This is a genomic window from Streptomyces sp. SLBN-31, assembly GCF_006715395.1.
Lineage (GTDB): Bacteria > Actinomycetota > Actinomycetes > Streptomycetales > Streptomycetaceae > Streptomyces.
Genome location: NZ_VFNC01000003.1, coordinates 412013 through 435566 on the forward strand (window position 1 = coordinate 412013; position 23554 = coordinate 435566).

Genomic DNA, 23554 nt, shown 5'->3' on the forward strand with positions numbered 1-23554 from the left:
ATTCCGCTCGCCCGCCGACTACCGCTATGGTCCCCGTCGGTGGTTCGAGGTCCCTCGGTCCACCGCGCCCTCGGGGGGAGGGAAGGAACTCAAGACGATGCCCGTACCCATACCGCGGCAGCGAGCGTTCCCGGCCGCGGAGAGTGGTCAGGCGCCGGCCGCGCACCGAGGCGGCACCTCCAAGGACCCGTCCCCGAGCAAGGAAGCCAAGGTCGACAACCACGCCGCCACCGCACCTCTGACGCTGCTGCTGATCGAGGACGATCCGGGTGGCTCCACCGTCGTGCCCGAACTGCGGGACTCGGCCGGCACCCCCGTCCGGGTCCGCACCGCCCGCAACCTCACCGAGGCCGAGCGGCTGCTCACCGACGACGTGCACTGCATCCTGCTCGACCTCGCCCTGCCCGCCCCCGGGCGCGGCGCCGAGAAGGACGAGCTCGCCGTGCTCCGGCACGTGCTGCAGCTCGCCCCTCGGCACGCCGTCCTCGCGCTCACCGCGTCCGGCGACGCCGAGCGCGGCGCCGAGGCCGTGCGGGTGGGCGCCCAGGACTATCTCTTCCGGGACGAGCTGGACGCACGGCTGCTGAGCCGGGCGATCCGGTACGCCGTCGAGAGGAAACGTTCCGACACGGCTGAGCGGCGGCTCGCCGAGGGGCGGCTGCGGGCACAGGAGAACCGGCGTCTGGAGCGGGGCCTGCTGCCCACTCCGCTGCTGGAGGGCTCCCAGCTGCGCTTCGCCGCGCGGTACCGGCCCGGGCGGTCGCGCGCACTGCTCGGCGGGGACTTCTACGACGTCGTACGGACTCCGGACGGGACCGTGCACGCCATGATCGGCGACGTGTGCGGGCACGGCCCGGACGAGGCCGCGCTCGGCGTGGAGCTGCGGATCGCCTGGCGCGCGCTGACGCTGGCGGGACTGTGCGGGGACGAGCTGCTGGGGACCCTGCAGCAGGTGCTGGAGCACGAGCGGGCGGACGACGAGATCTTCGCGACCCTGTGCACCGTCGACATCGCGCCGGACGGGCGGCGGGCCGGGCTCTGTCTGGCCGGTCACCCCTCGCCGCTGGTCGCCCGGCCCGGGCGGCCCGCGAAGCTGCTGCCGTACGACAACAACGGACCCGCTCTGGGGCTGCTGCCCGGGGCCCGGTGGCCGCGGATGCAGGTCGAGCTGGGTCCGCAGTGGAGTCTGATGCTCTACACCGACGGCCTGATCGAGGGCCGGGTCGGGGAGGGTCTGGAGCGGCTCGGGCAGGACGGCATGGTGGAGATGGTCCGGCGGCTGCTGGGCGAGGGGCTCGGCGGTGAGGAACTGCTGCGGGCCGCGGTGAACGAGGTGCGCGACCTCAACGGCGGCGAGCTGACGGACGACGTCGCGGTGCTGTTGCTGGACCGGGTGGGCTGAAGCCCTGGGTGAGCCGAGGCCTCCGGCCGGGAGCCTCGGCCCTCACGCGGGAGGTTCAGGTCAGCGGCCGCCGTTGTACGGGCCGTAGGGGCCGTCACTGCTGCTGCCGCCGCCGCGGCGGCGGCCGAATCCGCCGCCCGAGACCTGCTTGAGGGCGGGGCGGACGTCCACGAAGAAGACGATCGAGGCCACCAGGCCCGCGAGCTGCAGGAAGAGCATCGGCACCAGGAGGTTCACCGCCACCGCGATGCCGAGGATGATCAGCCAGAAGCCCTTGTTCTGCTTGTCGGCCGCCCGGTAGGCGTCGTCGCGGAAGAGCGCGGCCATCACCAGCGCCACCACGGCGAGGACCACCATGGCCAGATAGAGCAGCCCCAGGAACCCTGCGAAGCCCTGCATCAGCACAACGTCCACCACCCGACTCGGCTCGTCCTTACGCGGTCACCGTACCCGGTGCCGGACTCCCGCTACCCGGACAACGGGCCGAGCACCCGTGGAGTGCCCGGCCCGTCCTCGTTCACCCGTGCGTGTCACATGGCGGGCGGCGGGGTCTTCTTCGCGGTGGTCTTGCGGGGCGCCGGCGCCTTCTTGGCGACGGGCTTCTTGGGGGTGGAGACGGCGGTGGCCGTGGCGGGCCTGGGCTCGGCCTTGACCTCGACCGGCTCGGCCTTGGGCTCGACGGCGACGGCGAGCTCCTCGACGTTCTCGGCCACGGACTCGATGCCCTCGGCGGCCTCGCCGCGCCAGGTCTTCACGGCCTGCTCGCCGTGCTCGGCGACCTTCTCGTAGGTCTCCCGGGCCTTGACGGCGTACTCGGCGGCGACGCCGACACCGCGCAGGGCGATGTCCTGGGCGGTCTCCCCGAACTTCTTCAGGTCGGCGTCGATGGTGGCGCCGAGCTTCTTGAAGTCACCGTCGAGGTTGCTGATGAACTCGTTGACCTTGGTCTGGAGGGACTCCTGCGTCTCCTTGACGCGGGCCTGCGCCTCCTTGGCCCTGGCCTGCGCCTTCTCCTGCACGGCCTTGGTGTCGGTGTTGCGCACGGCCTCGATCCGGGCCGGGGCCTCGGCGCGCAGCTGCTCGACGAGCGCGGGCACCTTCTTGGCCTGCTGGAAGGCGAGGTCCGCGGTACCGGCGGCGAAGTAGAGCGGCGTCGGGTTGCTGAGGGTCTTCTTGAGGTCGTCGGTGATGGCCATGACGATGGTCCTTCCCGGTCGCTTTCAGCTGAGGGTTTTGAATCCCGGGGCAGTTCTGCTCAGCCGGCAGGCTGCTGCGGGTCGTGCGGTTCGGCGTCGCTGCCGTCGGACGTGCGGGTGCGGCGCGCGGCGTTCTTGCGTCCGCCGGCCGCGCGGGTCTCGGGTGCCTTCCGGCTGCGGCGTACGACGGTGTCGTCGCCCTCGGTGTCCACCGTGCCGTCGCCGGACCGGACGGCCTCGACGACCGCGGCGTTGGTCCGGGCCGCGTCGTCCTCGTCGCCGGCCGCGTCCGTCCCGAAGCCGTTCTCCTTGCGGAACGACTCGTAGATCTGCAGCAGCACCTGCTTCTGCCGCTCGTCGAGCGTGGGATCGGCGAGTATGACGGCGCGCGTCTCCACCTCGTCCCGGTCCCGCTCGGCGTCGAGGATGCCGGCGCGGACGTACAGCGTCTCGGCGGAGATCCGCAGGGCCTTGGCGACCTGCTGCAGCACGTCCGCGCTCGGCTTGCGCAGCCCGCGCTCGATCTGGCTCAGGTACGGATTGGACACCCCGGCGGCGTCGGCGAGCTGCCTGAGCGACAGCTGCGCGTTGCGCCGCTGCTCGCGCAGGTACTCACCGAGATTGCCGACGTTGAGCGATGCCATGACTCCACTGTGCACCCTCGCGCTAACTATTGCAAGCAGCTGCTTGCAATAGTGCGCTAAACCACTCGGGCGGGCTAGCGTGGGGGCATGATCGTGTGGATCAACGGCACGCACGGCGTGGGCAAGACGACGACGAGTGCCCTCGTGCAGCGGCTGCTGCCGGAGTCCCGGGTGTTCGATGCCGAGAAGGTCGGCGAGACGCTCATGGACATCAGGCCCGGGCTGCCCGAGACGGACAACTTCCAGCACTGGCCGCCGTGGCGGCCGCTCGTGGTCGAGACCGCCCACCGGGTGCTCGACTACGCCGGCGGCACCCTGGTGATGCCGATGACCGTCCTGGTCGAGCAGTACTGGCGCGAGATCAGCACCGGGCTCGCCGGACACGCCATCCCCGTACGGCACTTCGTCCTCCACGCCGACCGGGAGACGCTCCGCGGGCGCATCGAAGGCGACACGGTCATGGGCCCCTCCCCTTTCCGCCTCCGGTACCTGGAGCCCTACGCCGAGGCGGCCCGCACCTGGCTGCACGCCGAGGCCGAGGTCGTGGACACCACGCACCTCACACCCGAGCAGGCGGCCCTGCGGATCGCCGGGGCCGTCCGGAGGTGATCCGCTGCGGCGCCGGTGTCACCACAGCACGCCGAAGACCATCACGACACCGAAGGGCAGCCGGAAGGCACCCCCGAAGACCTTCACGTACACCCTGCCGACGACGAAGGGCAGCCAGTCCGCGCGGGCGGCCCTCACGCGCTCGGCCGGGTCGTAGGTGAGTGCACGATCCGGCGGACGGTCTCCGCGATGCCCGAGACGGGCAGGACGACGCCGGCCACCAGCGGCAGCACGCCGACGACCACCGTGACCACCCGCGCGCCGTGGGTGAGGCCGACCCAGACCGCGTACCCGATGAAGGCGAGGACCACGAGCGCGCACAGGGCCATGATCACCTAGAGGGCCGGGTCGGAGGGAGTGCCCGTGTCGGTGACCACGGCGCCGGCGGCCGGGTCCCGGCGCTCGGGCAGCACGGCGGTCACGGCCTCGGCGAAGCTGCTGGTGGCGACCCGGTTGCCGCCCTCGGCGCGCTGGATCGTGCCGTCGGTGAGCAGGAACTCGACGGTCCGCGCGTCGGCGGTCCGCACCTCCTGGATCGCCGGGAGCGGGATGTCGATCCGCTGTCGGGACCGTGTGTGTGGACGCCGTCGGAGTCGAACGTCGTGGAGACGCCCCGGCCGTTGAGAATCTGCGTCATGGCCGGATGACCAGCGAGGTGGCCCCGAGGTTGCCCCGTGGGAGGCCGCCGGGTCGCCATCACACGGGCGCCGCGGACCCGCCCAGCCACTCCCGCACCGTGGCGAGGTCGCCGTCGGTCACTCCGCACCGGTGGTCGACCCGGTGCAGCAGCGCCGGCGCCGGGTGACGGGCGGCCACCCAGGCGCGGTCGGCGGCGGTGAGTTCGTCGTCGAGCCAGACGAAGGGCCGACCGGCCGCCCAGGCGGTCAGAGGCCGGGTCTTCCAGTGCAGCCGTGCCGGTTCGTCGGCGTCGGGCCAGTCGAGCACGGGCAGCGGTGGCAGCCCGAGCCAGGGTGCGACGCAGGTGTTCGCGTCGTCCAGCCAGGTCGTGGCCCACACCAGCTCGCACCCCAGCGACGCCAGCCGGGCGCCGAGCCCGGGGTCGATGCGGTCCAGCAGCGGATGCGCCGCCGCGGCGGCGGGCGGAACGAAGCGCGAGGTGTACGACGGGTAGGGCGCCGCCGCTCCGAAGGGCAGCAGCGTTCCGTCGATGTCGAGGAAGAGCAGCATCAGGGACAGCATCGGCGATGGAAGGCGGGGAAGGGAACGGACGTCAGCCCTCGAAGCCCTGCTCCGCGAGGATCTTGTCGATGCGGGCCCGGTGCTCCGCCTCCCACGCCTCCAACGGTTCGGCGGCCTCCTTGGCGAGCTTGGCGCGGGCGGCGGTCAGGATCTCGTCGCCGCTCGCGGCGGGGACGACGACCACGCCCTCCTCGTCGGCCACCACGATGTCACCGGCCGCGACGCGTACGCCCCCGCAGGTCACGGGCTCGTTCAGCGGCGTCGCGGCGGCCTTGGCGCCCGGGATCGGGATGACGCCCCGGGCGAAGACCGGGAACCGTGCCTCCCGGACCTCGCCGAGGTCACGGATCAGTCCGTCCAGGACGAAGCCCGCGATGCCGCGCCGCTGGGCGACGGCGCACACGTTGCCGCCCGCCAGCGCCCAGTCGGTGTCCCCCGACTCCACGACGACGACCGAACCCGCTGCCGCCCGGTGGATGGCCGCATGGAGCATGAGGTTGTCCCCCGGGGGGCAGCGCACGGTGAAGGCCGGGCCGGCCACCCGCCCGACGGGCCCCCACAGCGGGCGGATACCGATGTCCATGACCTGCCGGCGGCCGAGGAGGTCGGCGAGGGTGGTGGTGGGGACGGACCGGAACGGGAATTCGCTGGCGTCAGTCATGAGCGCGACGCTACCGTCCCTTCCCATGACTGCCGGGTCGGCCTTGTGCCGTGAGCGAGTTGGGTGCCCGGCCTCTGAGTGAGGCCGCGGCGGGCCAGGAGCCCGCCGCTTTCTCTGCACCGCCTTCGGAACCTCGGAAGATTCCAGCCGCAGAGAGAGCAAGCACCCCATGCCCAACGACTTCAACCAACAGGTCATCGACGAGTTCCGCGCCAACAAAGGCCGCCTGACCGGGTACTTCGCGAAAGCCCGGCTTTTGCTGCTGACCACCACCGGCGCCCGCACCGGCACCCCGCACACCACCCCCGTCGGCTACCTCCCCGACGGCGCCGGCCGGGTCCTGGTCATCGCCTCGGCGGGCGGCTCGGACCGGCACCCGGACTGGTACCACAACCTCCTCGCACACCCTCAGGTGGACGTCGACAGCGGCGTGTTCCGGTACCGGGCGCGCGCCGTCGTACTGGACGGCGAGAAGCGGGAGCAGGCCTGGGCGCGGGCGGTGGAGGCCGACGCGGGCTGGGCGGCGTACCAGCGCAAGACCGACCGGCTCATCCCCGTCGTCGCCCTCCACGAGATCGCCCGCCCCGGGCCCCCGGACATCAACGCCTCCTCCCCCGGCGAGGCGATCAGGCTCGTCCACGACGTCTTCCGCCGCGAACTCGCCCTGATCCGGGAGGAGATGGCGAACGGCACGGGCGGCGGCACCCTCGGCGCCCAGCTCCGCGTCAACTGCCTGACCTTCTGCCAGGGCCTGCACAACCATCACGCGGGCGAGGACACGATGATGTTCCCCCTGCTCGCCGACCACCATCCCGGGACCGCCCCGGCGTTCCGGCGGCTGCGCGAGGAGCACGAACGGATCGCCGTCCTCGTGGCGGACCTGCGCCGCGCCGTGACCGACGAGACCACGGACCCGGCGACCGCACGCGCCGAGGTCGAGCGCCTGACCCTGGAGCTGGAGGCCCATCTGACCTACGAGGAGCAGGAGTTGGTGCCTCTCCTCGACGCGGGCAACTGAGCTGGGTGCACGGGCGGTGGGGGTTGGGCCCGGTCGTCTGGTGCCCTAGGCGAACTGGGACAGCCCGGCGGCGAGCATCTCGAACGCGCGCTCAGCGGCGGCGACGGCGTCCGGCCGCACCTCCTCGACCCGCTCCCCCGCGGCGATCCGCCGCCAGTTGTCCAGCGCGAGGATCCGCTGCACGGCGACGATCTGCCCCGCCGCCAGCCGCGCCTCCAGCCCACCGCCGAGCGCCTGCGCGAGCGCGTCCTCGGAACGCTGCTGGTAGGCGTACACGCGGGCGACGAGGGAGGGGGTGCCGTAGAGGAGGGAGTGGAAGGCGAGCACCTGGGGGTGGTCGTTGAGCCCGGTGACGGGGTCGTCCCGCTCCAGCCCGTCGAGAAAGTGCCGCCGAAGCGCCGCGACGGGGGTCGGCCCCTGGGCCACCACTCGGGCGGCCTCCGCCTCGTGGTCGGCGATCCGGTGCAGGACCAGGTCCTCCTTGGCCGGGAAGTACCGGAACAGCGTCGGCTTGGAGATCCCCGCGGCGGCGGCGACCTCGGCGACGGAGACGGCATCGAAGCCCTTCTCGAGGAAGAGGCGGATGGCGGTCTCGGAGACCACCTCGTACATCCGCAGCTTCTTGCGCTCACGCAGGCCCATGTCGGTCATGGGGTGAGCGTAACCAGCGCGCTTGACCTCAAGTCCGGTTGAGGTCGAAGACTGCCCGGGAGTCCTCACGACGACTGGAGGCGGAGCATGCGAGCGGTGCGGGCGAAGGAGTTCGGTGGTCCCGAGGTCCTGGTACCGGTGGAGCTGCCGGAGCCGATGCCGGGTCCCGGAGAGGTGGTGATCGACGTCGCGTACGTCGACACGATCTTCGTCGAGACGCAGGTGCGGGCGGGGTGGGGGCGGGAGTACTTCGCGGTGGCACCGCCGTACGTCCCCGGGGGTGGCGTGTCGGGAACCGTGATCGCGGCGGGTGAGGGCGTCCCGGACGAGTGGCTGGGGCGCCGGATCGCGTCCTTCGTGCGGGACGGCTACGCCTCGCGGGCGGTGGCCGCGGTGGACGGGGCGACGGTCGTGCCGGAGGGAGTGGATCTGTCGACCGCGGCCGCGCTGGTGCACGACGGGGTGACGGCGACGGGCCTGATCGAGCTGACGGGCGTCGGGACCGGGGACCGGGTGCTGATCCTCGGGGCGTCCGGAGGCATGGGGACGCTCCTGGTCCAGCTGGCCGCGGCGCGAGGCGCCCGGGTGGTCGGGGCGGCTCGGGGGGACGAGAAGCTGAACCTGGTACGGCGGTTGGGAGCGGCGCAAGCTGTGGACGTCTCGGACGACAGGTGGACGGAGAGGGCCCGTGAGGCGCTGGGCGGGGGCGCGGACGTGGTGTTGGACGGGGTGGGCGGACGCCTGGGCGCGGAGGCCTTCGCGTTGACCCTGGACGGCGGCCGGTTCTCCGCGCACGGGGCCCCGACGGGCGGCTTCGCCGCTGTGGACGCCGAGGAGGCGAAGCGACGGGGGATCAGTCTGCTCGGCATCGGGGACGTGCAGTTCGGGCCCGTGGAGGCGACGCGTCTGAGGGCGCACGCGCTCGACGAGGTGTCGGGCGGCCGGCTGCGACCCGTCATCGGGGAGGTGTTCGCACTGGAGCGGGCGGCGGACGCCCATCGGGCCGTGGAGGAGCGAAGGGTCCTGGGCAAGGTGCTGCTGAAGAGCTGAACGGCTCCTCAGAAGGGCGGCCTTGAGGAAACCACCGCAGTGCGTGTGGTGTGCGGGGCACGTACGGTCAGGATGTGGGGGTCGGGACGTCCGCCGTGGGTCTTTTGCCCAGGTCCTTTGTGCGGTGCCAACGAACCAGGGCCCTCGCGATCCGTGAGTGGTTCGGCACGGTGTCCAGTCCCAGGGGCTCGGCCGCCGCGAGGAGGATCCGGTGCAGTTTGGTGGCGGCGAAGGGGAGGCCGAACCAGTTGAGGTCGCCTCGCCGGTCCAGTTGCAGGGAGACGCGAATGACGTCGGTGAAGACCGACTGCGCCTTCTTGAAAGCGAGAATACGCGGCAGGTCGTCCTCCCAGCCGAGTGAACTTCCTTGCCGCGCACGCTCGACGACCCGGCTCCACTCCTGAGCCATACGTCTTTCCTGCGGCTCCGGGAACTTCATCAGATAGAGGTGGGTGGCCAGGTCGTACAGCGGGTCGCCCACCATGGCCAATTCCCAGTCGATGACCCAGATGTGACCTTGGGGGTCCACGATGAGGTTCTCACGGTGCAGGTCCGCGTGCAGCAGGGAGAAAGGCCGACGCTCCAGACCGTATACGCTCTTCCGCAAACGGGTGAACGATTCCTCTCCGATTCCGAGTTCACTGAACAAGCCCTCGAACAGCGGCAGATTCTCTGCGTAGACCTGATCCTCCATGAAGACGATCAGGCGTTCCAGGAATCCGTCGGTGTCGTAGTCATCGGATCGGTCGTCCGCCGTGCAGCGCCGCTGCGCCTTGAGCATGTCTGGCCGGATCTGCACCAGTTGGCGGAAGATCTCCAGTAGCTGGTCGGTAAGGACTTCGGGCACGCGACGGCTCTGCCACCAGTGCCGGACGCCGAGAGTCCGGCCCTCGATGAACCCCTGAAAGTGCGTACGGCCGATCGTCACGACATCAGGCACGCGCTCGATCTCCAGCTCCCTGAGGTTCAGGAGCAGCTCCTCCTCCGACGTGAAGCACCTGCGGTCGAACCACAGGATCTGCGCGCGGGGCTCCCGGCATTTGACCCAGATCCGGCCTTCGTAGGGCAGGACACGCGTCACATGGTGATACCCCGTGAACGTGTCTCGGACGACACTGCCGTCGACGCTCAACTCGGCGATCCGCGACGGACTGTCGGGGAGCGAGGCGGATGTCATGCGCTGGGTTCCGGCCATTCTGATCGAGCCGATGATGAAGAGGGACGCAGGCTACTACCCGGCGGTCGAGCGCCGGTGCAGAACCCGGGTATTCGAGGGTTCGGTCGCCTCGTTGGTCTAATCGGCGTACATGCGCGCGAAGGAGCCGACACCTGCGCGTGAACCGGCCGGAAGCGCTGGCGGCCGTCCCGCGCGGTGCGCAAAACTGGCACGACGACCGCAAGGAGGCCCTTTGGACGACGCGACCGACGACCAGGATGACCCGCGGGGTGACCTGCTGGCCCTTCTCGGTCGCGCGAAGGCGGTCCTCTTCGACTTCGACGGGCCGATCTGCGCTCTCTTCGCCGGCCGGCCCAGGGATCCCCGCACACGCTCGACGACGAAGGACGTGGCGGACGACATCAAGCACGCCGCGCGGGAGGAGTGGGGCCGTGCACGCCTCGCTCCGGACGTCGAGGAGTGCGTCGACTCGCACCACGCACTTCTGCGCCTCAGGCTCATGTACGACGCCGAGCCGGACGACCTGAGTCCGGTGGCCCTCAAGCGCGCCGAGGACATCGTGACGCGGGCGGAGGACGCGGCTGTCGAGACCGCCGTACGAGCGTGGGGCGTCCTCACGCTCGTGAAAGTACTGTCATCCGATCTCGGCAAGCGCCTGGCCGTCGTGAGCAACAACGCCGAGGACCCGATCAGGAGGTACCTCGAACTCCCCGGGGTGCGGCTCCACTCGAACTTCGACGGTGTTTTCGGCCGGGACCCGGACGACGCACGTCTCATGAAACCGGATCCGGACTGCGTACGGCGGGCCATCGACAAACTGTCCGTCAAGGCCTCCGAATGCCTCCTTATCGGCGACAAGATCTCGGACTTGGATGCCGCCCGGTCGGCCGGAACCTCATTCATCGGCTACACGAAGAAGAGGGCCCGGGCCACGCAGATGAAAGACCGGGGAGCGGAAGTCGTGGTTTCCTCGCACCACCCGGTCATTCGGGCTGCGCGAACACTCAGAGAGCTTCCCCCAAATTCGCCTCCGGAATGCCGAGTACGTCCCAGGCGGAGTTGAACCACTTCTGCATGCTCTCCAGGAACACCGCTCCCTGGGAATGCGGATCTTTCACGTGGTGGGTGAGCCGCGCGGCCACGCCTTCCACATCCGCCGTCGTGATATGCCGGCCACCCTCAAGCTCTATGGGGCGCATGACGACCTCGTAGAAGCCGTGCAGCGCCTCCTCGTTGTTGACCAGGTAGAGCTTGAAGGTCGGCGCGAGCTGGATCCGCCGGACCTCGAAGTGGACCGAGGGCACGAGGTTCGAGGTCTTCAACTGGCTCATCACGCTGCGCAGTGTCGCCGTCGACCGGCGCATGATGCCGACGTACCGGCGCTTCAGGAGCCGGTCCTCGTCCGGGTCCTGAGACCGCCAGTACGGGAGCTCCACGGACTCGGCCGGCAACAGGACGCGCAGAGCCACACTCTCCGGCCTGATCTCACCGGCCTGGATCAGCTCTCCCTGGTACCGGATGTGCGCGTCCAGGGACTCCGCGGTGAGCGTGAAGACGTCCAGCGTCACCTCTGACTGCTGAAAGGCCTGCCCGATGAGCCGCCCCAACGTGACTTTGCGATCGGGCCACTTGCCGACCGTCGGCGAGTCGATCCGCTGGTCCTTGAGGACCGTGGAGCCACTGCCCTGACGTGAGGCGATCCAGCCCTCGTTCTGCAGCTCACCGAGCGCCCGCTGCACAGTGTCTCTGGAGACGCCGAACTCATCGGCCAGTTCCCGCTGCGCCGGAAGCTTGGACCCCAGCGCGTAGGTCCCGTCGGCCATACGAGCCCGCAGAGCAGCGGCGACGCGAGCGGACCTGCCGCCGCCGCCCTCACCGCCCTGATCGCCGCTCACACCGCGACCGTACCTCTCTTCGTCGCCGAGGAAACCCAGTTCCAGTCAAATAGTCAGTCCAACTCGCCCGCCGGTTAAGGGATCAACCAGTCAGGGCAGAACCATTTTGCGGCAACCAGCCCAATTGGACTGCAAGTTGATCGCTTCTCGGCAAGCGACGTCAGGGGGACCCATGATCGCGATCCAGTTGGTGGCCGCTGTCCTCAGCGCGGCCCTGGACCAGCTGCTCCAGACGCGCTACGGACTGCTGGGGGTGATCAGCCTGCTGCTCGTCGGTGCCGGTATCCGGGCCCGCAACTCGACCTACGCGTCCATCGGGGCCATCATGCTGGTCCTGCTCATGACCCAGGCCTGAAGCCAGTCAAATCCGTGGGTCGACCGCCTACCGGCCGCCCCTCAATATCTCCAGCAGGGGCCACAGCGAGTCGACCACCGTCTCGGCGCCCGCGGTCCTCAGGGCGTTCGACTTGACCTCGTTACGCGCGTAGCCGAGGAACGGCACGCCGGCCTGGCGTGCGGCCTCTACGTCCGCGGGTGAGTCGCCGATCATCAGGGCCTCGGACGGCGCCGCCCCCATGGCGCGCAGGGCACGGTTGAGGCAGTGCGGGTCGGGCTTGAGCTGACCGAGGTCGCGGGTACGGCCGTAGATGTGGGGCGCGAAACAGGAGAGCAGACCGCGCTTGTCCAGGTACTCGTGGACCATTCGGGCCGAGTTGTTCGTCGTGACGGCCAGGCGGGAACCCACCGCCGTCCAGGTGCGGATCAACGGATCGGCGAAGGGAGTGGGCATCGCGGTCGACGCGGCCTTGAGCTCCTCCGTGGTGAGACGTTCCTCCATCTCCGTCACCAGGTCACTGCCCGGGTGCCGGACGTCCACGACACGCAGCAGCGCCTGCGGATCCTCGTACTTTCGCTCCTCGTCCGTCAGCACTCCGGACAGTCCCCGGATCTCCAGCCACTCCACGAAACTCCCGGCGATGTCCTCCGCCGCATGCCCCGCGAACAGCCGGCAGATGGGTCCGTCGAAGTCGAAGAGCACGAAGCGGGCGTGGGTGATCAGTTCGCGCAGGTTCCCTGTCTCTGCTGTCACCCGGTCAGTCTGCGTCACATCAGAAGTCACTAGGAGAGTGTCAGGTCCGTGGTGATGGTTTCCCAGAGGGCGTCGAACCACTTCTGTGATTGCTCCACGAACGCCGCGTCCCGCTGGCCGGCTCGCCGTTCGAAGGAGAAGAGGAGGGACTTGCCGCCCAGGGTGTCGTACATCTGCAGGGTTTCGCTGTCCCACTCCTCCTCTCGCTTGGTGATCATGTAGTAGGCGATGAGGGCCTCGGTGCCGTTGAGCAGGTAGAGCTTGATGGGCGGGGTGAACGGCAGGGCGCGGAAGGTGACCCGCACGTCGATGCCGTGCGAGGAGCGCAGGGCCAGCAGGTTGTGCTTGAGGACCTGGCCCTGGGCGTTGCGCTGGGACAGCCAGCGCTGGTGGACCGGATCGTCGTCGCCGCGGCCGTCGACGGGGACCGGGAAGGCCAGCGCGATCTCGCGGGACGGCAGCAGGATGCGGACGTCGATCGACTCGGGGCGTATGTCGCCCGCGTGGATGCTGCGGAGGGGCTCGCCCAGGGCCAGCATCAAGGTCTCCGCGGTCAGGCACGCGGCGTCCACGCGGACGTGGTCGGCCGCGAACGCCTCCGTCAGCCGTGGCGCCAGTCCCACCATCGTCGGCTGCGGTTCGCCCACGACCGGCGCCGGCGTAGCGATCCGCGGTGGGCTGCCCTTGCTGACGTTGGTCAGCAGGCCGTCGTCCTGGAGTACGCGCAGGGCCTGGCGGACGGCGCCGCGTTCCACCCCGAACTCCTCGGCCAGTTCGGCCTGAGTGGGCAGGCGGTCGCCGGCCTTGAGGTCGCCGTCGTTGATCCGCTCCCGCAGGATGTCGGCGATCTCCTGGGGGGAGAGCCTTCTGCTGCCGTTCACTGCCACGTTCTCCTGGGTCACGACCAAACGGTACAACTTAGATCCATCTACCGGGAGTTGTTTGTGACTTGTTTATGAGTAGGTGCCAAGTGGGGACAACTTAAGTAGAGTTGGCTGCCAACTTGGTCCAGTTGGCGGAAGTTTTGCTTCCTCTGCTTCCTCGATCCCGCCGACTCCGCCGCCTGAAGGGGGAACCATCGTGCCTGCCCTCGCCCTCCTCTCCGCCATCTTCGTCGTCGGCATCGAGCAGACCATCCAGTGGAAGTACGGCGTGTCCGGAATCATCGGCCTGCTCCTGCTCACCGTGGGCATCAAGGCCAAGAACCCGACCGTCAGCTCGATGGGAGCCGTCGTGCTCGCCCTGCTGGTCGCGGGGCCCGCTCTATGAGCCGAGAAAACAGCCTGTTCAACGCAGTGCGGGAGACATCAGCTCGTGAGCAACAGCTCCGAACTGATCGTCTCCCACAGTGCGTTGAACCACAGGTGCGACTGCTCGACGAAGGTGGTGTCGCGCAGGCCGGCGCCCTGCTCGAAGGCGAACAGCATCGACTGGGTGCCCTCGGCGTCGTACATCTCCAGGTGCTCGTGGTCGATCTTCTCCTCGCGTCGCGTCAGCGTGTAGTACGCGAAGAGGGCCTCCACGCCGTTGAGCAGGTACAGCTTCACCGGCGGAGTGAAGGGCAGCGCGCGGAAGGTGACCCGGACGTCGATGCCGTGTGTGGCCCGCAGGGCCAGCAGGTTGTGCTTGAGGACCTGGCCCTGGGCGTTGCGCTGGGCCAGCCAGCGGCGCTGCAGCCGGCCGTCGACGGAAGGGTCCACCGGCGTCGGAAACGCCAGTTCGATATCACGGCTGGGCAGCAGCACACGGACGTCCAACTTGGCTGGTTTCAATCGCCCCGCGTGGATCTGGCGCAGTGGTTCGCCGATGGCGAGGGTGAGGGAGACCGAGGTCAGGCAGAGGGCGTCGATCTCGACGTTCGGGGCCGCGAAGGCGTTCGCTATCCGGGGAGCGAGGGCCACCATCGTGGGCAACGGCGGAGCTCCGGGGCCGGTCAGGGCGCTGCGCAGCCCCGGATCGGGAGCCACCGTCGCGGGCGCCCCCTTGGATACGTTGGTCAGCAGGTGCTCCGACTGCAGGATCCGCAGCGCCTGGCGTACGACACCGCGCTCGACGCCGAACTCGTCGGCCAGTTTCGCCTGCGTGGGCATGCGTTGACCCGCGCGGAGCCGGCCCGACCTGATCCGGGCGCGCAACTCGTCGGCCACATCCTGATGTGACTTCTGTGACCGCTGTGACCGCGTCCCTCCATTGGCGGAGGCGTGTTTCGGGTCCACAACCAAACACTACAACTTCCCGCCATCTTTGGGCAGTTCCGGGGAAGGTGGTTATGAGACGCTTCCAAGCGGAGATAAGTGAAGTGAAGTTGGTCGCCAACTTCGGTGACATGGTCAAGCTTTCGAAGGGTTGGCTGTACTGTCCATCGGACTCGAGGCCTGATCCCGGTTCGACTGGCCGGGCTCCCTTCCGGAGGGGAGCCGGGAGCCCGGTCAGTCCGCGCACAGCCACAACTCCACAGCGACAACCGAACAGTCCCACCCGCACAGCCACAACTGAATGCTCCACCCGCACAGCCACAACCGAAGAGCACAGCTACGGATGAACAGGCAACCGTCGTCGAGCGGAAGGGCTTCAGAACATGTCCGGGCACCAAGGTCGCCTGGACGTACGCAGCAGGGCGTCGACCACCAGGGCGGCGCCCGCTCGTTCTTCCCGTACCAGACCCAGCGCCACCAGCCGCAGCGCCGACTCGTCGCCGAGCCACAGTCGCGCCAACTCGGTGATGTTCAGCGAGAGTTCGGCGTTGTCCTTCGTCGGCACGCAGGACACGCCCTGCGGTGACGCCTCCAGCCGGTAGCGGCCGCCCGTGAACCCGGCCGGGTCGGCCACCTCCAGCACCAACGATCCCGCGCCCTCGTACGTCCGTGCCTCCAGGGCCCGTACGACATCCAGGATCCGCACCCACAGCCAGTCCGCCTGCGAGGTGATACGGGCTGCCCTCGGGTCCGGCAGGAGGTGGGGCAGCAGGTCGTCGGGGGCGCGGGGGCCGGTCTTGACCCGCGTGACCCAGTCGATCGAGGCCAGGTGGTACCACAGGGCGCGCTCGGCGGCCGGGGTCGTCGCGATCAGCCCCCGCACGGTCGCCGTGTCCTGCGGCTGCTGCTTGCCCTCTCCCCAGCAGTCCTCCACGTCGTACGCGACCAGACCCTCGACCGTGCCGTCGGCCGCCCGGTACGCGGCGAAGAACGGCTCGGTCCACTTCGGCTGGAAGCGCAGGGCGCCGGTGTTGACCTGCCACCACCAGTCCCGGCGGCTGACGGCGCCTGGTGTGGCCCGGCGGAAGCGGTCGTGGAGCTCGGGGCCGAACTTACGGACCTCCTCGGCGTCCACGATGTCGACGCGGGCGCCGTCGGCCGGGCCGGACCAGCGCGGATCGAGCCCGGTGCGCAGGGTCTCCACGGTCCACTCGGCGGCGGTGGTCGCCGCACCGAAGCCGTAGCGGCCGTAGATCGGGTACTCGGCGGCAATGAGCGTGGCCACGACGTCGCCGCGCTCCTTCGCCTCGGCGAGGTCCCGGCCCATCATGCGGGTGAGCAGGCCGCGCCGGCGGTGGGTGGCGGTGACGGTGACACCGGACACCGCGTCGGCCTGGACCGGCGCGCCGCCGACCGCGGTGACCTCCTGCGCGAAGGAGAGGAACGTCGCGACACACCTGCCCCCGTCGAAGGCGCCGAGATAACGGCCGGGCACGAACTGGAGCCGTCGAGCGTCCAGTTCGGCTTCTGTCGGGGTGGGTTCGCGCAGGAAGCCGGTGTTCACGGCGCGGAGCCAGTCGGGGAACTCGGCCTCGGTGATCGGGCGGACGTCGATGTCGGCGGAGAGGCTCATGGGCTCACGGTAGGTGCACGGGATCGGGGTGTCGCGGGCTTTATCCCGTCCCGCGGCACCGGCGGCCCACTTCCCCGCCGCGCGGCGCCCGAGGCCCCCGCCTCGCACCGGCAGCGGCCCGCTCCCCCGCCTCACACCAGCAGGTCGTCCACCTGCGCCTCGCCCTCCCGGTACCTGCGCGTGATCTCGGCGCTGCAGTCGTCCGTCGTGCGCTGGAGCCGTTGCCGGCGGCGGGAGACCTGCTGCTCGTACCGCACGAGGCGGCCCATGGCGGTGTTCAGCTCCAGGTCGGTGCGGGCGGCCAGGTCGGAGAGTTCGACCTCGGCCAGCATGTCGGCGGCCAGTTGCCGGTACTCCGCGCTGTGCGGGGTGCCCAGGGTGACGTGGCGGGCCGAGGAGCGGTGGCGGGCGGGAGCGTCCGTGAGGATCTCCGAGAGCCGTTCGACAACGGACGCCGCCCCGGCCGGAGACCTCCGTGCCAGCTCCGCGCGCAGGATGTCGATACGGCCCTGCAGCAGCCGGCGGACGTAGCTGAGGTCGGCCTCGTCGCGCTGGGCGTCCCGGCGCAGGGTGCGCAGTTCGGGCAGGCTCAGCAGGGCCAGGTCGTGCTCGGGCGGGTCGGCGGGCAGCCGCGGACCGACCGACGCGACCGCGCCGACCGTAGCCACCGCACCCACCGGTGCGACCGGCCCGACCGGACTGTCGGTGCGCTGCGTGGGCGGCCTCGACGGCGCCCGCTCTCCCCTGCACGAGACGGGCTGCCGCCCGGTACTCGGTGTGCTCATGTGCCTCTACCGTCCCCTCGACCGGCGTGTGGAAAGCATCGTGCCACCCCAAGTGGCCGCTATGTGACCGAGTGCCCCCGATCGGCCCCAGATGGGGGGTTAAGGATCAATAATCAACCCGCGCACGGCCCTCTCCGGGCGGCCCGGCATGATGGTCGCATGCGTGCAGTGGTGCAGAGGGTCGACGGCGCGAGCGTGGTCGTCGACGGCGAGACGGTCGGGGAGATCATCGGCGAGGGGCTGTGCGTCCTGGTCGGGGTCACGCACGAGGACACCAAGGAGAAGGCCGCCCAGCTCGCCCGCAAGCTGTGGTCGATCCGGATGCTGCACGACGAGAAGTCGTGCAGCGACATCGACGCCCCGCTGCTCGTCATCAGCCAGTTCACGCTCTACGGCGACGCCCGCAAGGGCCGCCGCCCCACGTGGAACGCCGCCGCCCCCGGCGATGTCGCCGAACCCCTCGTCGACGAGGTGGTCGCCCAGTTGCGGGCACTGGGAGCGACGGTGGCGACGGGCCGGTTCGGCGCGCGGATGCGGGTGGCGCTGACCAACGACGGCCCGTTCACCGTCCTGTTGGACATCTGAACATCAGGCCGGGCATCCGAGGACGTCAGGCCGCACATCCGAGGACGTCAGGGCTCGACGACGACCTCCTGGGCCGCCGCCGTCTCCCCCGCCATCAGGCGCGCGTCCACCGGTACGTTCCGCTTGACCAGGGCGAGGGCCACCGGGCCCAGTTCGTGGTGGCGTACCGACGTCGTGATGAAGCCGATCTTGCGGCCGTCGGGGTCCTCGTCGGCGAGGCGGATCTCGGTGCCGGGGGTGGGGAGGTGGACCTCGCTGCCGTCCAGGTGGAGGAAGACCAGACGGCGGGGCGGCTTGCCCAGGTTCTGCACCCGGGCGACCGTCTCCTGGCCGCGGTAGCAGCCCTTCTGCAGGTGCACCGCCGTACCGATCCAGCCCAGCTCGTGCGGGATGGTGCGGTGGTCGGTCTCGAAGCCGAGGCGGGGCCGGTGCTGTTCGACGCGGAAGGCCTCATAGGCCAGGATGCCGACGGCGGGGCCTGCCTTCTCCGCGTACGACTCCAGGCCCGCGCGGGGCAGGAACAGGTCGCGGCCGTACGACGTCTCGCGTACGACGACGCCCTCCGGGACCTCCGCGATCGAACCGGCCGGCAGGTGCACGACCGCGAACTCGGCCGTGCGGTCGGCGACTTCGACCCGGTAGAAGAACTTCATCGACTCCAGGTAGGCGATCAGCGCCTCCTGGGTCCCCGGCTCCACGTGCGCCCAGACGGTCTCACCGTCGTCCACCAGGTACAGCGCGTGCTCGATGTGGCCGTGGGCGGAGAGGATCAGGGCCTCGGTGGCCTGGCCGGCGGGCAGCTCGCTGACGTGCTGGGAAAGCAGCAGGTGCAGCCAGCTCAGCCGGTCCTCGCCGGAGACGGTGACGACACCGCGGTGCGAGAGGTCGACGAAACCGGTGCCGTCGGCGAGGGCGCGCTGCTCACGGAACAGATCGCCGTAGTGGGCGGCTACGCCTTCGTCCGCACCCTCGGCGGGGACGGCGCCGGGCAGGGACAGCAGAGGGCTCTTCATGGGCACAAGCCTACGACTCGGTAGTTGAACTCTTCAGCGAACAGTCCCGGCAGCGGCCGAAGATCGCGAAGTGCTTCATGTCCGTCTCGAAGCCGAACTCCCGGCGCAGTTTCGCGGTGAACTCGGCTGCCACCGAGACATCGGCCTCGATCACGTTCTCGCAGTCCCGGCAGACCAGGTGGATGTGGTGATGGCGGTCGGCGAGGTGGTACGTCGGGGCGCCGTGGCCGAGGTGGGCATGGCTCACCAGGCCCAGTTCCTCCAGCAGCTCCAGCGTCCGGTAGACCGTGGAAATGTTGACCCCCGACGCCGTCTTCTTCACTTCCGTGAGGATGGCGTCGGGGGTCGCGTGCTCAAGGGTGTCCACGGCTTCGAGCACAAGTTGCCGCTGCGGGGTCAGCCGGTAACCGCGCTGCCGCAGATCACTCTTCCAGTCGGTGCTCACCACACCGAAGAGTCTAGGACTACTTGAAGAAGGCGATCCCGTCGTCCGGCATGTCGTCCGGCAGGGCCTTGGCCCAGCGCTCGACGTCCTCGGGGGTGACGACCTTCTTCAGGTGCGCCGACATGTAGGGGCGCAGCTCGACCTCGGGGGTCTGCTTCTCGCCGACCCACATCAGGTCGCTGTTGACATAGCCGTACAGGCGCTTGCCGCCCGTGTACGGGCCGGACGCCGCCGTACGCGCCACCGCGTCCGTGACCAGGTCGATCTGCGGCTTCTTGTCGGCCAGCTCGCCGTACCAGACCTCGACGACACCGTCGTTGCGGACCATGGTGATCTCGACCTTGCGGTCGGCGTCGATCCGCCAGAAGCCGTGCTCGGACTCCAGCGGGCGGACCTTGTTGCCGTCGTTGTCGAGGACCCAGGTGTGGGACTCGTACTCCAGGAAGTCCCGGCCGTCGTGCGAGAAGGCGACCTCCTGTCCGAAGTTGCACTTCTCGGAGCCGGGGAAGTCGTGCACGCCCGCGCCGGCCCAGCTGCCGAGCAGGAAGGCGAGGGGCACGAGGTCCTTGTGGAGGTCGGACGGGATCTCGATCATGAGTGGCTATTCCTGGAGGGGTTCCTGGAGGGGTTCCTGGAGAGGGTTCAGCGCTGGCCCTGGTACAGCTTCTTCACGGTCAGGTAGGCGAAGGCGAGGACGCCCACGCAGACCAGGACCAGCAGGGTTTCGAAGAGGATCTCCACGACGTGCTCCTTGTTGAGCGGAGGTGCGGTACGTGCACAGGGCCGGGCCCCAGCTTACGCGGCCGGGGCCCGGTGCTCCGTGTGAGGTACGCCCGTACCCCGGTCAGCCGAGCAGCTGGCTCTGCAGCGCCACCGTCTGCCGGAACGGTACGGGCTTCGCCCTGCCCTTCCTGGACTGCACGATCACCGCGAGGACGTCACCGGCGGACAGGTACGCCTGCCGGGTCTGCTCGGCTCCGTACGGCGTCGTCTCGACGTAGGCCGAGTACTCGACGTTGTAGTCGTGGGCCTCGGTCGGGAAGTCCCTGTCGAAGACGGAGGTGATGGTGCCGCGCAGCTGGTCGGTGGGGCCGTCGGCCGGGGCCTCACTGGAGAACAGGTCGTCGACGACCGCCGCCGTGCCGAACTGCAGCAGGTAGACGCGGGTGCGCGTGCCGTCCGGGGTGGTCCAGCCGCGGGCCGCGATGTGCCGCAGACCGTCGTCGGTGAACGACTGCTTGAGGTTGTCCCGGGTCTCCTTCTGCGCGTACTCGGCCAGGAAGTCCTTCGTCGCCAGCCAGCCGTCCGTGCCGCGCAGCTTCCCGTCCGCCACGGCGCCCTCGGGCGCGGGCAGCAGGAGGGCGCGCAGGTCGGCGTAGTGGGTGCCGGCCGTGTTGCGCTCGGCGAAGGGCTCCGGGCTGCCGGACGGCAGCGGCGGCCTGGTGAGCGTCGGGTAGTCCCAGCGCCCGTCCGACTGCGTGGCGAGGCCCGGCAGGTCGGTCCGCTGCATCCCGGTGATCCCGTACGCCGTCCCCGCCCCGACCGCGGCGAACGCGGTGACGGCGGCGGTCCAGCGCAGGACCGCGCGCAGCACGCGACGGTCCTTCTTGACGGGCGGCTGCGGCTGGGCCGGTGACTGCACCGGCGGCGCCTCCGGCATGGGCGGCACCACCATGGGCTGCTGTTCCGTCTGCTCGGTCATACCGCCTCCCCGGGATCGCCGATGCGCTTGAGCTGGTCCGCCAGGAGTTCCGCGACGCCCTTGGAGTCGAAGGGCTTCACGCCGTTGGCCGTGACGTGGACCAGGATGTTCCCCTGGTAGGCGGAGCAGTACATCGCGTCCAGGTGCTTGTCGAGGCTCTTGGGCGGCAGGAAGCACTGGGCGTTGCCGTGGCCCTTGATCTTCGGGCCCTTGCGGAAGAAGTCGAGGGAGTCGAAGAGGGCGTTCTGCGAGTTGGACAGCCTGCGGACCACGGACGGGCTCTCCATCCGCGACAGCGTGATGTTCACGGTGACGGCGGTGTCCGTGAAGAACGCGCTGCCCGCCTCCTTGGCGTAGCTGCGCATCGCCATGCCCTTGACGTGCTCCTTGTCGATGAGCTTCTCGAGCTGCTTGCGCTCGGTGCGCGGCAGGTCGCGCAGGGACTCCTTGCGCAGCGCGGTCGCCTGGGCGGCGCCGAGCTCCGAGTCCGCGGCGAACTGACCGAAGTCGGGCCCGCGCTTCCAGCCGTCGCCGTACTCCACGAGCAGACCGGCAAGACCCTTCACCGGGGCCTTCTTCGCTTCGGGGGCCTTCTGCTCCGGAAACTTCCAGACGGCCGCACCGGCATCGCGGTCGGCCCCGTCGACGGTGACGACGGTGTAGCCGACACCCGCCACGACGCCCAGGACGACCAGCACGGAGGCGGCGACGGCGGCGATACGCCCACGGTTGCGGGGCTTGCGGGCGGCCGGCTCGGCGAACGGCACGGCGAAGGGCTCACCCAGCGGCGCGGCGGCCGGCTCACCGTGCGGTGCGGCGGGCGACTCGGCCGACGGTGCGACGAGCGGCTCCGCGGCGAGCGGCGCCGACGGTACGACGGGCGGCTCCGCGGCGAGCGGCGCCGCCGGGGGTGTCTCGGCCGGCCGGGTGGTCGGCTCGTTGGGGTTCTCGCTCACAGCCGCTCCATCTGCCGCTTCGCCAGGTCCATGATCTTCGCCTTCGGGATCGGCCTGGTGTCGTACATCCAGATCTCCATGGCGACGTCGCCGCGGTAGGCGTGCGCCTCCGCGCCGTACACCGGCACGTAGCCGACCTTCGTCTCCGGCCTGTTGTGGACGTAGACCATGCCGCTGCCGGTGCCGGGGATGGGCCAGCTGTCGGTGCCGGCCTTCTTCGCGGCCCAGTACTGGCCGTTGTCGCTGGAGTCGGCGGCCTCCAGCGACTGGTGCTGGCGGTACTGGACCAGGTAGACCTCGGTGGTCTGGTGGTTGCTGACGGTCCAGCCGGTGACGGCGGCGCGGCGGAACTCGTCGCGCACGAGGTTGCCGAACATCGTGCCCGGCTTCTCGTAGCTGCCGGCGTACTCGGCCAGGTCCATCCAGCCGTCGCCGGACAGCCACTCGGCGTCCTTCGCGCCGCCGGGCTTCTTCACCAGCAGCTTGCGCAGGTCGCCGTCGACCTTCACCTGACGGTCCTGCACGGCGGACAGCGGCTCGGGGGCGTCGCCCTTCGACCGGCCGAGCATCGGCTGGGACAACGAGGGCAGCCTCGTCGGCTCACGGTCGGCCTGGACGAGGTAGCCGGTGCAGGTGCCGGCGACGACACCCAGGACCGCCGCACAGGCGATCAGCAGGGCGGTACGGCCCCGGCGCCGCGGCCGCGACACGGAGGGCTCGGCGGGCGCGACGGGCTCGGCGGGCGCGACGGGCTCGGCGGGCGCGGTGACCCCGAACGGCACCACCGGCATCTCCGGCATCTCCGCCGTCACCGCTTCCGATCTTTCCGGCTCCTTCGGCCGTTCGGGCACTTCGGGTACTTCCAAGACGTCCCCCCACAAAACGTGAAGCACGCATTCCGTATGCGCGCTCACAGGAGACTCATGGCCGGGGGCCGGAGTTGTAGCAGCGTTGATTACGATTCGGCCATGGCGAAGAAGCTCGTGATCAAGGTGACGGCGGGGGCGGACGCTCCCGAGCGGTGCTCCCAGGCGTTCACGGTGGCGGCGGTGGCCGTGGCCAGCGGCGTCGACGTCTCCCTGTGGCTGACCGGCGAGTCCGCGTGGTTCGCGCTGCCGGGCCGGGCCGCCGAGTTCGAGCTGCCACACGCGGCGCCGCTGCCGGACCTGCTCGACTCCCTGCTCGCGGGCGGCCGCGTGACGCTCTGCACGCAGTGCGCGGCCCGGCGGGACATCACGGAGAAGGACGTCATCGAGGGCGTACGGATCGCCGGGGCCCAGGTGTTCGTCCAGGAGGCGCTGGGCGAGGACACGCAGGCGCTCGTCTACTGACGGCGCTTCTTGCCGTCCAGCTCGTCCCACCACTCGTCCGACTGCGGGTCCCCGGACGGGTCGTCCCACCAGCGGTCGTCGGGGCCGCGCCGGTTGGCGACCATCGCGGCGACGGGCGGGATGACCATCGCCACCACGCACATGGCGACGGCCGCCGGGACCGACCAGATCCGGACGACTCCCCAGGCCAGGACGAACAGCGCCACGCAGGTGCCCATCATGGCGAAATACGTACGACGGCGACGCGCCAGCATGTCTCCAGGGTATGCCGGGGCACGGCGAAGGGCCGTGCCCCGGGTGTCCACCCGTGGGTACG

Annotated in this window: 31 protein-coding genes; 9 read left to right on the forward strand and 22 right to left on the reverse strand. The window is 70.1% G+C overall.

Going from position 1 to position 23554, the window contains the following annotated elements; all coding sequences use genetic code 11:
* Window positions 1–97 precede the first annotated feature (97 nt).
* Window positions 98–1402, forward strand: a complete 1305-nt coding sequence (locus FBY22_RS39400) for a PP2C family protein-serine/threonine phosphatase (RefSeq protein WP_174267412.1) — start codon at window positions 98–100, stop codon at window positions 1400–1402.
* A 60-nt stretch (window positions 1403–1462) separates the two neighbouring features.
* Here the strand turns inward: FBY22_RS39400 and FBY22_RS39405 are convergent, their stop codons facing one another.
* From FBY22_RS39405 to FBY22_RS39415, 3 genes are all read right to left on the reverse strand, one after another.
* The gene (locus tag FBY22_RS39405; RefSeq protein WP_142153124.1) at window positions 1463–1801 is read right to left on the reverse strand and encodes a DUF2516 family protein; all 339 of its coding nucleotides are present in this window, start codon (window positions 1799–1801) and stop codon (window positions 1463–1465) included.
* Between the two features lie 131 nt (window positions 1802–1932).
* A complete protein-coding gene (locus FBY22_RS39410) occupies window positions 1933–2598 on the reverse strand; it encodes a hypothetical protein (RefSeq protein WP_142153126.1) in 666 nt (221 codons plus the stop codon).
* Between the two features lie 59 nt (window positions 2599–2657).
* Window positions 2658–3242, reverse strand: coding sequence for a helix-turn-helix domain-containing protein (locus FBY22_RS39415; protein WP_142153128.1), 585 nt, complete (start codon window positions 3240–3242; stop codon window positions 2658–2660).
* 87 nt (window positions 3243–3329) lie between these two features.
* Here FBY22_RS39415 and FBY22_RS39420 point away from each other — a divergent pair, with 87 nt between their 5' ends.
* On the forward strand, window positions 3330–3851 hold the full coding sequence (locus tag FBY22_RS39420) for an ATP-binding protein (protein WP_142153130.1): 522 nt from the start codon (window positions 3330–3332) through the stop codon (window positions 3849–3851).
* A 134-nt stretch (window positions 3852–3985) separates the two neighbouring features.
* Here FBY22_RS39420 and FBY22_RS39425 read toward each other — a convergent pair whose 3' ends face one another.
* The 4 genes from FBY22_RS39425 to FBY22_RS39440 all read right to left on the reverse strand — a co-directional run bounded on the left by FBY22_RS39425 (window position 3986) and on the right by FBY22_RS39440 (window position 5712).
* Window positions 3986–4180 (reverse strand): hypothetical protein, encoded by a 195-nt coding sequence (locus tag FBY22_RS39425; RefSeq protein WP_142153132.1) that lies wholly within the window; start codon window positions 4178–4180, stop codon window positions 3986–3988.
* A gap of 6 nt (window positions 4181–4186) precedes the next feature.
* Entirely contained in the window at window positions 4187–4378 is a 192-nt protein-coding gene (locus FBY22_RS39430) for a hypothetical protein (RefSeq protein ID WP_142153134.1), read from the reverse strand.
* 169 nt (window positions 4379–4547) lie between these two features.
* A complete protein-coding gene (locus tag FBY22_RS39435; RefSeq protein ID WP_142153136.1) occupies window positions 4548–5039 on the reverse strand; it encodes an HAD domain-containing protein in 492 nt (163 codons plus the stop codon).
* Between the two features lie 43 nt (window positions 5040–5082).
* The gene (locus FBY22_RS39440) at window positions 5083–5712 is read right to left on the reverse strand and encodes an RraA family protein (RefSeq protein WP_142153138.1); all 630 of its coding nucleotides are present in this window, start codon (window positions 5710–5712) and stop codon (window positions 5083–5085) included.
* Window positions 5713–5881: 169 nt separating this feature from the next.
* On the opposite strand from FBY22_RS39440, the gene FBY22_RS39445 reads away from it, so the two are divergent.
* Complete coding sequence (locus FBY22_RS39445) at window positions 5882–6730, forward strand: nitroreductase/quinone reductase family protein (RefSeq protein ID WP_142153140.1); 849 nt, start codon at window positions 5882–5884, stop codon at window positions 6728–6730.
* 45 nt (window positions 6731–6775) lie between these two features.
* Here FBY22_RS39445 and FBY22_RS39450 read toward each other — a convergent pair whose 3' ends face one another.
* A complete protein-coding gene (locus tag FBY22_RS39450; protein WP_142153142.1) occupies window positions 6776–7381 on the reverse strand; it encodes a TetR/AcrR family transcriptional regulator in 606 nt (201 codons plus the stop codon).
* A gap of 87 nt (window positions 7382–7468) precedes the next feature.
* Here FBY22_RS39450 and FBY22_RS39455 point away from each other — a divergent pair, with 87 nt between their 5' ends.
* The gene (locus tag FBY22_RS39455; RefSeq protein WP_142153144.1) at window positions 7469–8431 is read left to right on the forward strand and encodes a zinc-binding dehydrogenase; all 963 of its coding nucleotides are present in this window, start codon (window positions 7469–7471) and stop codon (window positions 8429–8431) included.
* Window positions 8432–8498: 67 nt separating this feature from the next.
* Here the strand turns inward: FBY22_RS39455 and FBY22_RS39460 are convergent, their stop codons facing one another.
* Window positions 8499–9626 carry a phosphotransferase gene (locus tag FBY22_RS39460; protein ID WP_260845360.1) on the reverse strand — a complete coding sequence of 376 codons (1128 nt, stop codon included), beginning with the start codon at window positions 9624–9626 and terminating at the stop codon, window positions 8499–8501.
* A 214-nt stretch (window positions 9627–9840) separates the two neighbouring features.
* Here FBY22_RS39460 and FBY22_RS39465 point away from each other — a divergent pair, with 214 nt between their 5' ends.
* Window positions 9841–10671, forward strand: a complete 831-nt coding sequence (locus FBY22_RS39465; RefSeq protein WP_260845361.1) for an HAD family hydrolase — start codon at window positions 9841–9843, stop codon at window positions 10669–10671.
* Here the strand turns inward: FBY22_RS39465 and FBY22_RS39470 are convergent.
* The gene (locus tag FBY22_RS39470) at window positions 10613–11503 is read right to left on the reverse strand and encodes a winged helix-turn-helix domain-containing protein (RefSeq protein ID WP_142153148.1); all 891 of its coding nucleotides are present in this window, start codon (window positions 11501–11503) and stop codon (window positions 10613–10615) included. The genes FBY22_RS39465 and FBY22_RS39470 overlap by 59 nt on opposite strands.
* 172 nt (window positions 11504–11675) lie before the next feature.
* Between FBY22_RS39470 and FBY22_RS39475 the strand changes: the two genes are divergently transcribed.
* Complete coding sequence (locus tag FBY22_RS39475) at window positions 11676–11858, forward strand: hypothetical protein (RefSeq protein WP_142153150.1); 183 nt, start codon at window positions 11676–11678, stop codon at window positions 11856–11858.
* A 27-nt stretch (window positions 11859–11885) separates the two neighbouring features.
* On the opposite strand, the gene FBY22_RS39480 is transcribed toward FBY22_RS39475, so the two are convergent.
* Together FBY22_RS39480 and FBY22_RS39485 are read right to left on the reverse strand one after the other, a co-directional pair.
* On the reverse strand, window positions 11886–12623 hold the full coding sequence (locus FBY22_RS39480) for an HAD family hydrolase (protein WP_260845362.1): 738 nt from the start codon (window positions 12621–12623) through the stop codon (window positions 11886–11888).
* On the reverse strand, window positions 12623–13501 hold the full coding sequence (locus tag FBY22_RS39485; protein WP_142153154.1) for a GntR family transcriptional regulator: 879 nt from the start codon (window positions 13499–13501) through the stop codon (window positions 12623–12625). Before FBY22_RS39485 ends, FBY22_RS39480 begins: the two co-directional genes overlap by 1 nt.
* Window positions 13502–13673: 172 nt before the next feature.
* Here FBY22_RS39485 and FBY22_RS39490 point away from each other — a divergent pair, with 172 nt between their 5' ends.
* On the forward strand, window positions 13674–13862 hold the full coding sequence (locus FBY22_RS39490) for a hypothetical protein (protein WP_142153156.1): 189 nt from the start codon (window positions 13674–13676) through the stop codon (window positions 13860–13862).
* Window positions 13863–13900: 38 nt separating this feature from the next.
* Here FBY22_RS39490 and FBY22_RS39495 read toward each other — a convergent pair whose 3' ends face one another.
* The 3 genes from FBY22_RS39495 to FBY22_RS39505 form a co-directional block, all read right to left on the reverse strand.
* Window positions 13901–14815 (reverse strand): winged helix-turn-helix domain-containing protein, encoded by a 915-nt coding sequence (locus tag FBY22_RS39495; RefSeq protein WP_142153158.1) that lies wholly within the window; start codon window positions 14813–14815, stop codon window positions 13901–13903.
* Window positions 14816–15164: 349 nt separating this feature from the next.
* Window positions 15165–16421 carry a GNAT family N-acetyltransferase gene (locus FBY22_RS39500; RefSeq protein ID WP_142153160.1) on the reverse strand — a complete coding sequence of 419 codons (1257 nt, stop codon included), beginning with the start codon at window positions 16419–16421 and terminating at the stop codon, window positions 15165–15167.
* A gap of 131 nt (window positions 16422–16552) precedes the next feature.
* Entirely contained in the window at window positions 16553–17206 is a 654-nt protein-coding gene (locus tag FBY22_RS39505; protein ID WP_142153162.1) for an aerial mycelium formation protein, read from the reverse strand.
* Window positions 17207–17365: 159 nt separating this feature from the next.
* On the opposite strand from FBY22_RS39505, the gene dtd reads away from it, so the two are divergent.
* The gene (gene dtd, locus FBY22_RS39510; protein ID WP_142153164.1) at window positions 17366–17791 is read left to right on the forward strand and encodes a D-aminoacyl-tRNA deacylase; all 426 of its coding nucleotides are present in this window, start codon (window positions 17366–17368) and stop codon (window positions 17789–17791) included.
* Between the two features lie 47 nt (window positions 17792–17838).
* On the opposite strand, the gene FBY22_RS39515 is transcribed toward dtd, so the two are convergent.
* The 6 genes from FBY22_RS39515 to FBY22_RS39545 all read right to left on the reverse strand — a co-directional run bounded on the left by FBY22_RS39515 (window position 17839) and on the right by FBY22_RS39545 (window position 22719).
* Window positions 17839–18804, reverse strand: a complete 966-nt coding sequence (locus tag FBY22_RS39515) for a folate-binding protein YgfZ (protein WP_142153166.1) — start codon at window positions 18802–18804, stop codon at window positions 17839–17841.
* 10 nt (window positions 18805–18814) lie between these two features.
* The gene (locus tag FBY22_RS39520; protein ID WP_142153168.1) at window positions 18815–19252 is read right to left on the reverse strand and encodes a Fur family transcriptional regulator; all 438 of its coding nucleotides are present in this window, start codon (window positions 19250–19252) and stop codon (window positions 18815–18817) included.
* 16 nt (window positions 19253–19268) lie between these two features.
* Window positions 19269–19844, reverse strand: coding sequence for an FABP family protein (locus FBY22_RS39525; protein ID WP_142153170.1), 576 nt, complete (start codon window positions 19842–19844; stop codon window positions 19269–19271).
* A gap of 249 nt (window positions 19845–20093) precedes the next feature.
* Window positions 20094–20951 (reverse strand): hypothetical protein, encoded by an 858-nt coding sequence (locus tag FBY22_RS39535; RefSeq protein WP_174267414.1) that lies wholly within the window; start codon window positions 20949–20951, stop codon window positions 20094–20096.
* Window positions 20948–21907 carry a hypothetical protein gene (locus FBY22_RS39540; RefSeq protein ID WP_260845363.1) on the reverse strand — a complete coding sequence of 320 codons (960 nt, stop codon included), beginning with the start codon at window positions 21905–21907 and terminating at the stop codon, window positions 20948–20950. The genes FBY22_RS39535 and FBY22_RS39540 overlap by 4 nt, the downstream gene beginning before the upstream one ends.
* Window positions 21904–22719, reverse strand: a complete 816-nt coding sequence (locus FBY22_RS39545; protein ID WP_260845364.1) for a hypothetical protein — start codon at window positions 22717–22719, stop codon at window positions 21904–21906. Before FBY22_RS39545 ends, FBY22_RS39540 begins: the two co-directional genes overlap by 4 nt.
* Before the next feature lie 156 nt (window positions 22720–22875).
* Between FBY22_RS39545 and FBY22_RS39550 the strand changes: the two genes are divergently transcribed.
* Window positions 22876–23238: a DsrE family protein gene (locus FBY22_RS39550; protein WP_142153176.1), complete on the forward strand. Its 363-nt coding sequence runs from the start codon at window positions 22876–22878 to the stop codon at window positions 23236–23238.
* Here FBY22_RS39550 and FBY22_RS39555 read toward each other — a convergent pair.
* Entirely contained in the window at window positions 23232–23543 is a 312-nt protein-coding gene (locus FBY22_RS39555) for a DUF3099 domain-containing protein (RefSeq protein WP_142153179.1), read from the reverse strand. The genes FBY22_RS39550 and FBY22_RS39555 overlap by 7 nt on opposite strands.
* Window positions 23544–23554 lie beyond the last annotated feature (11 nt).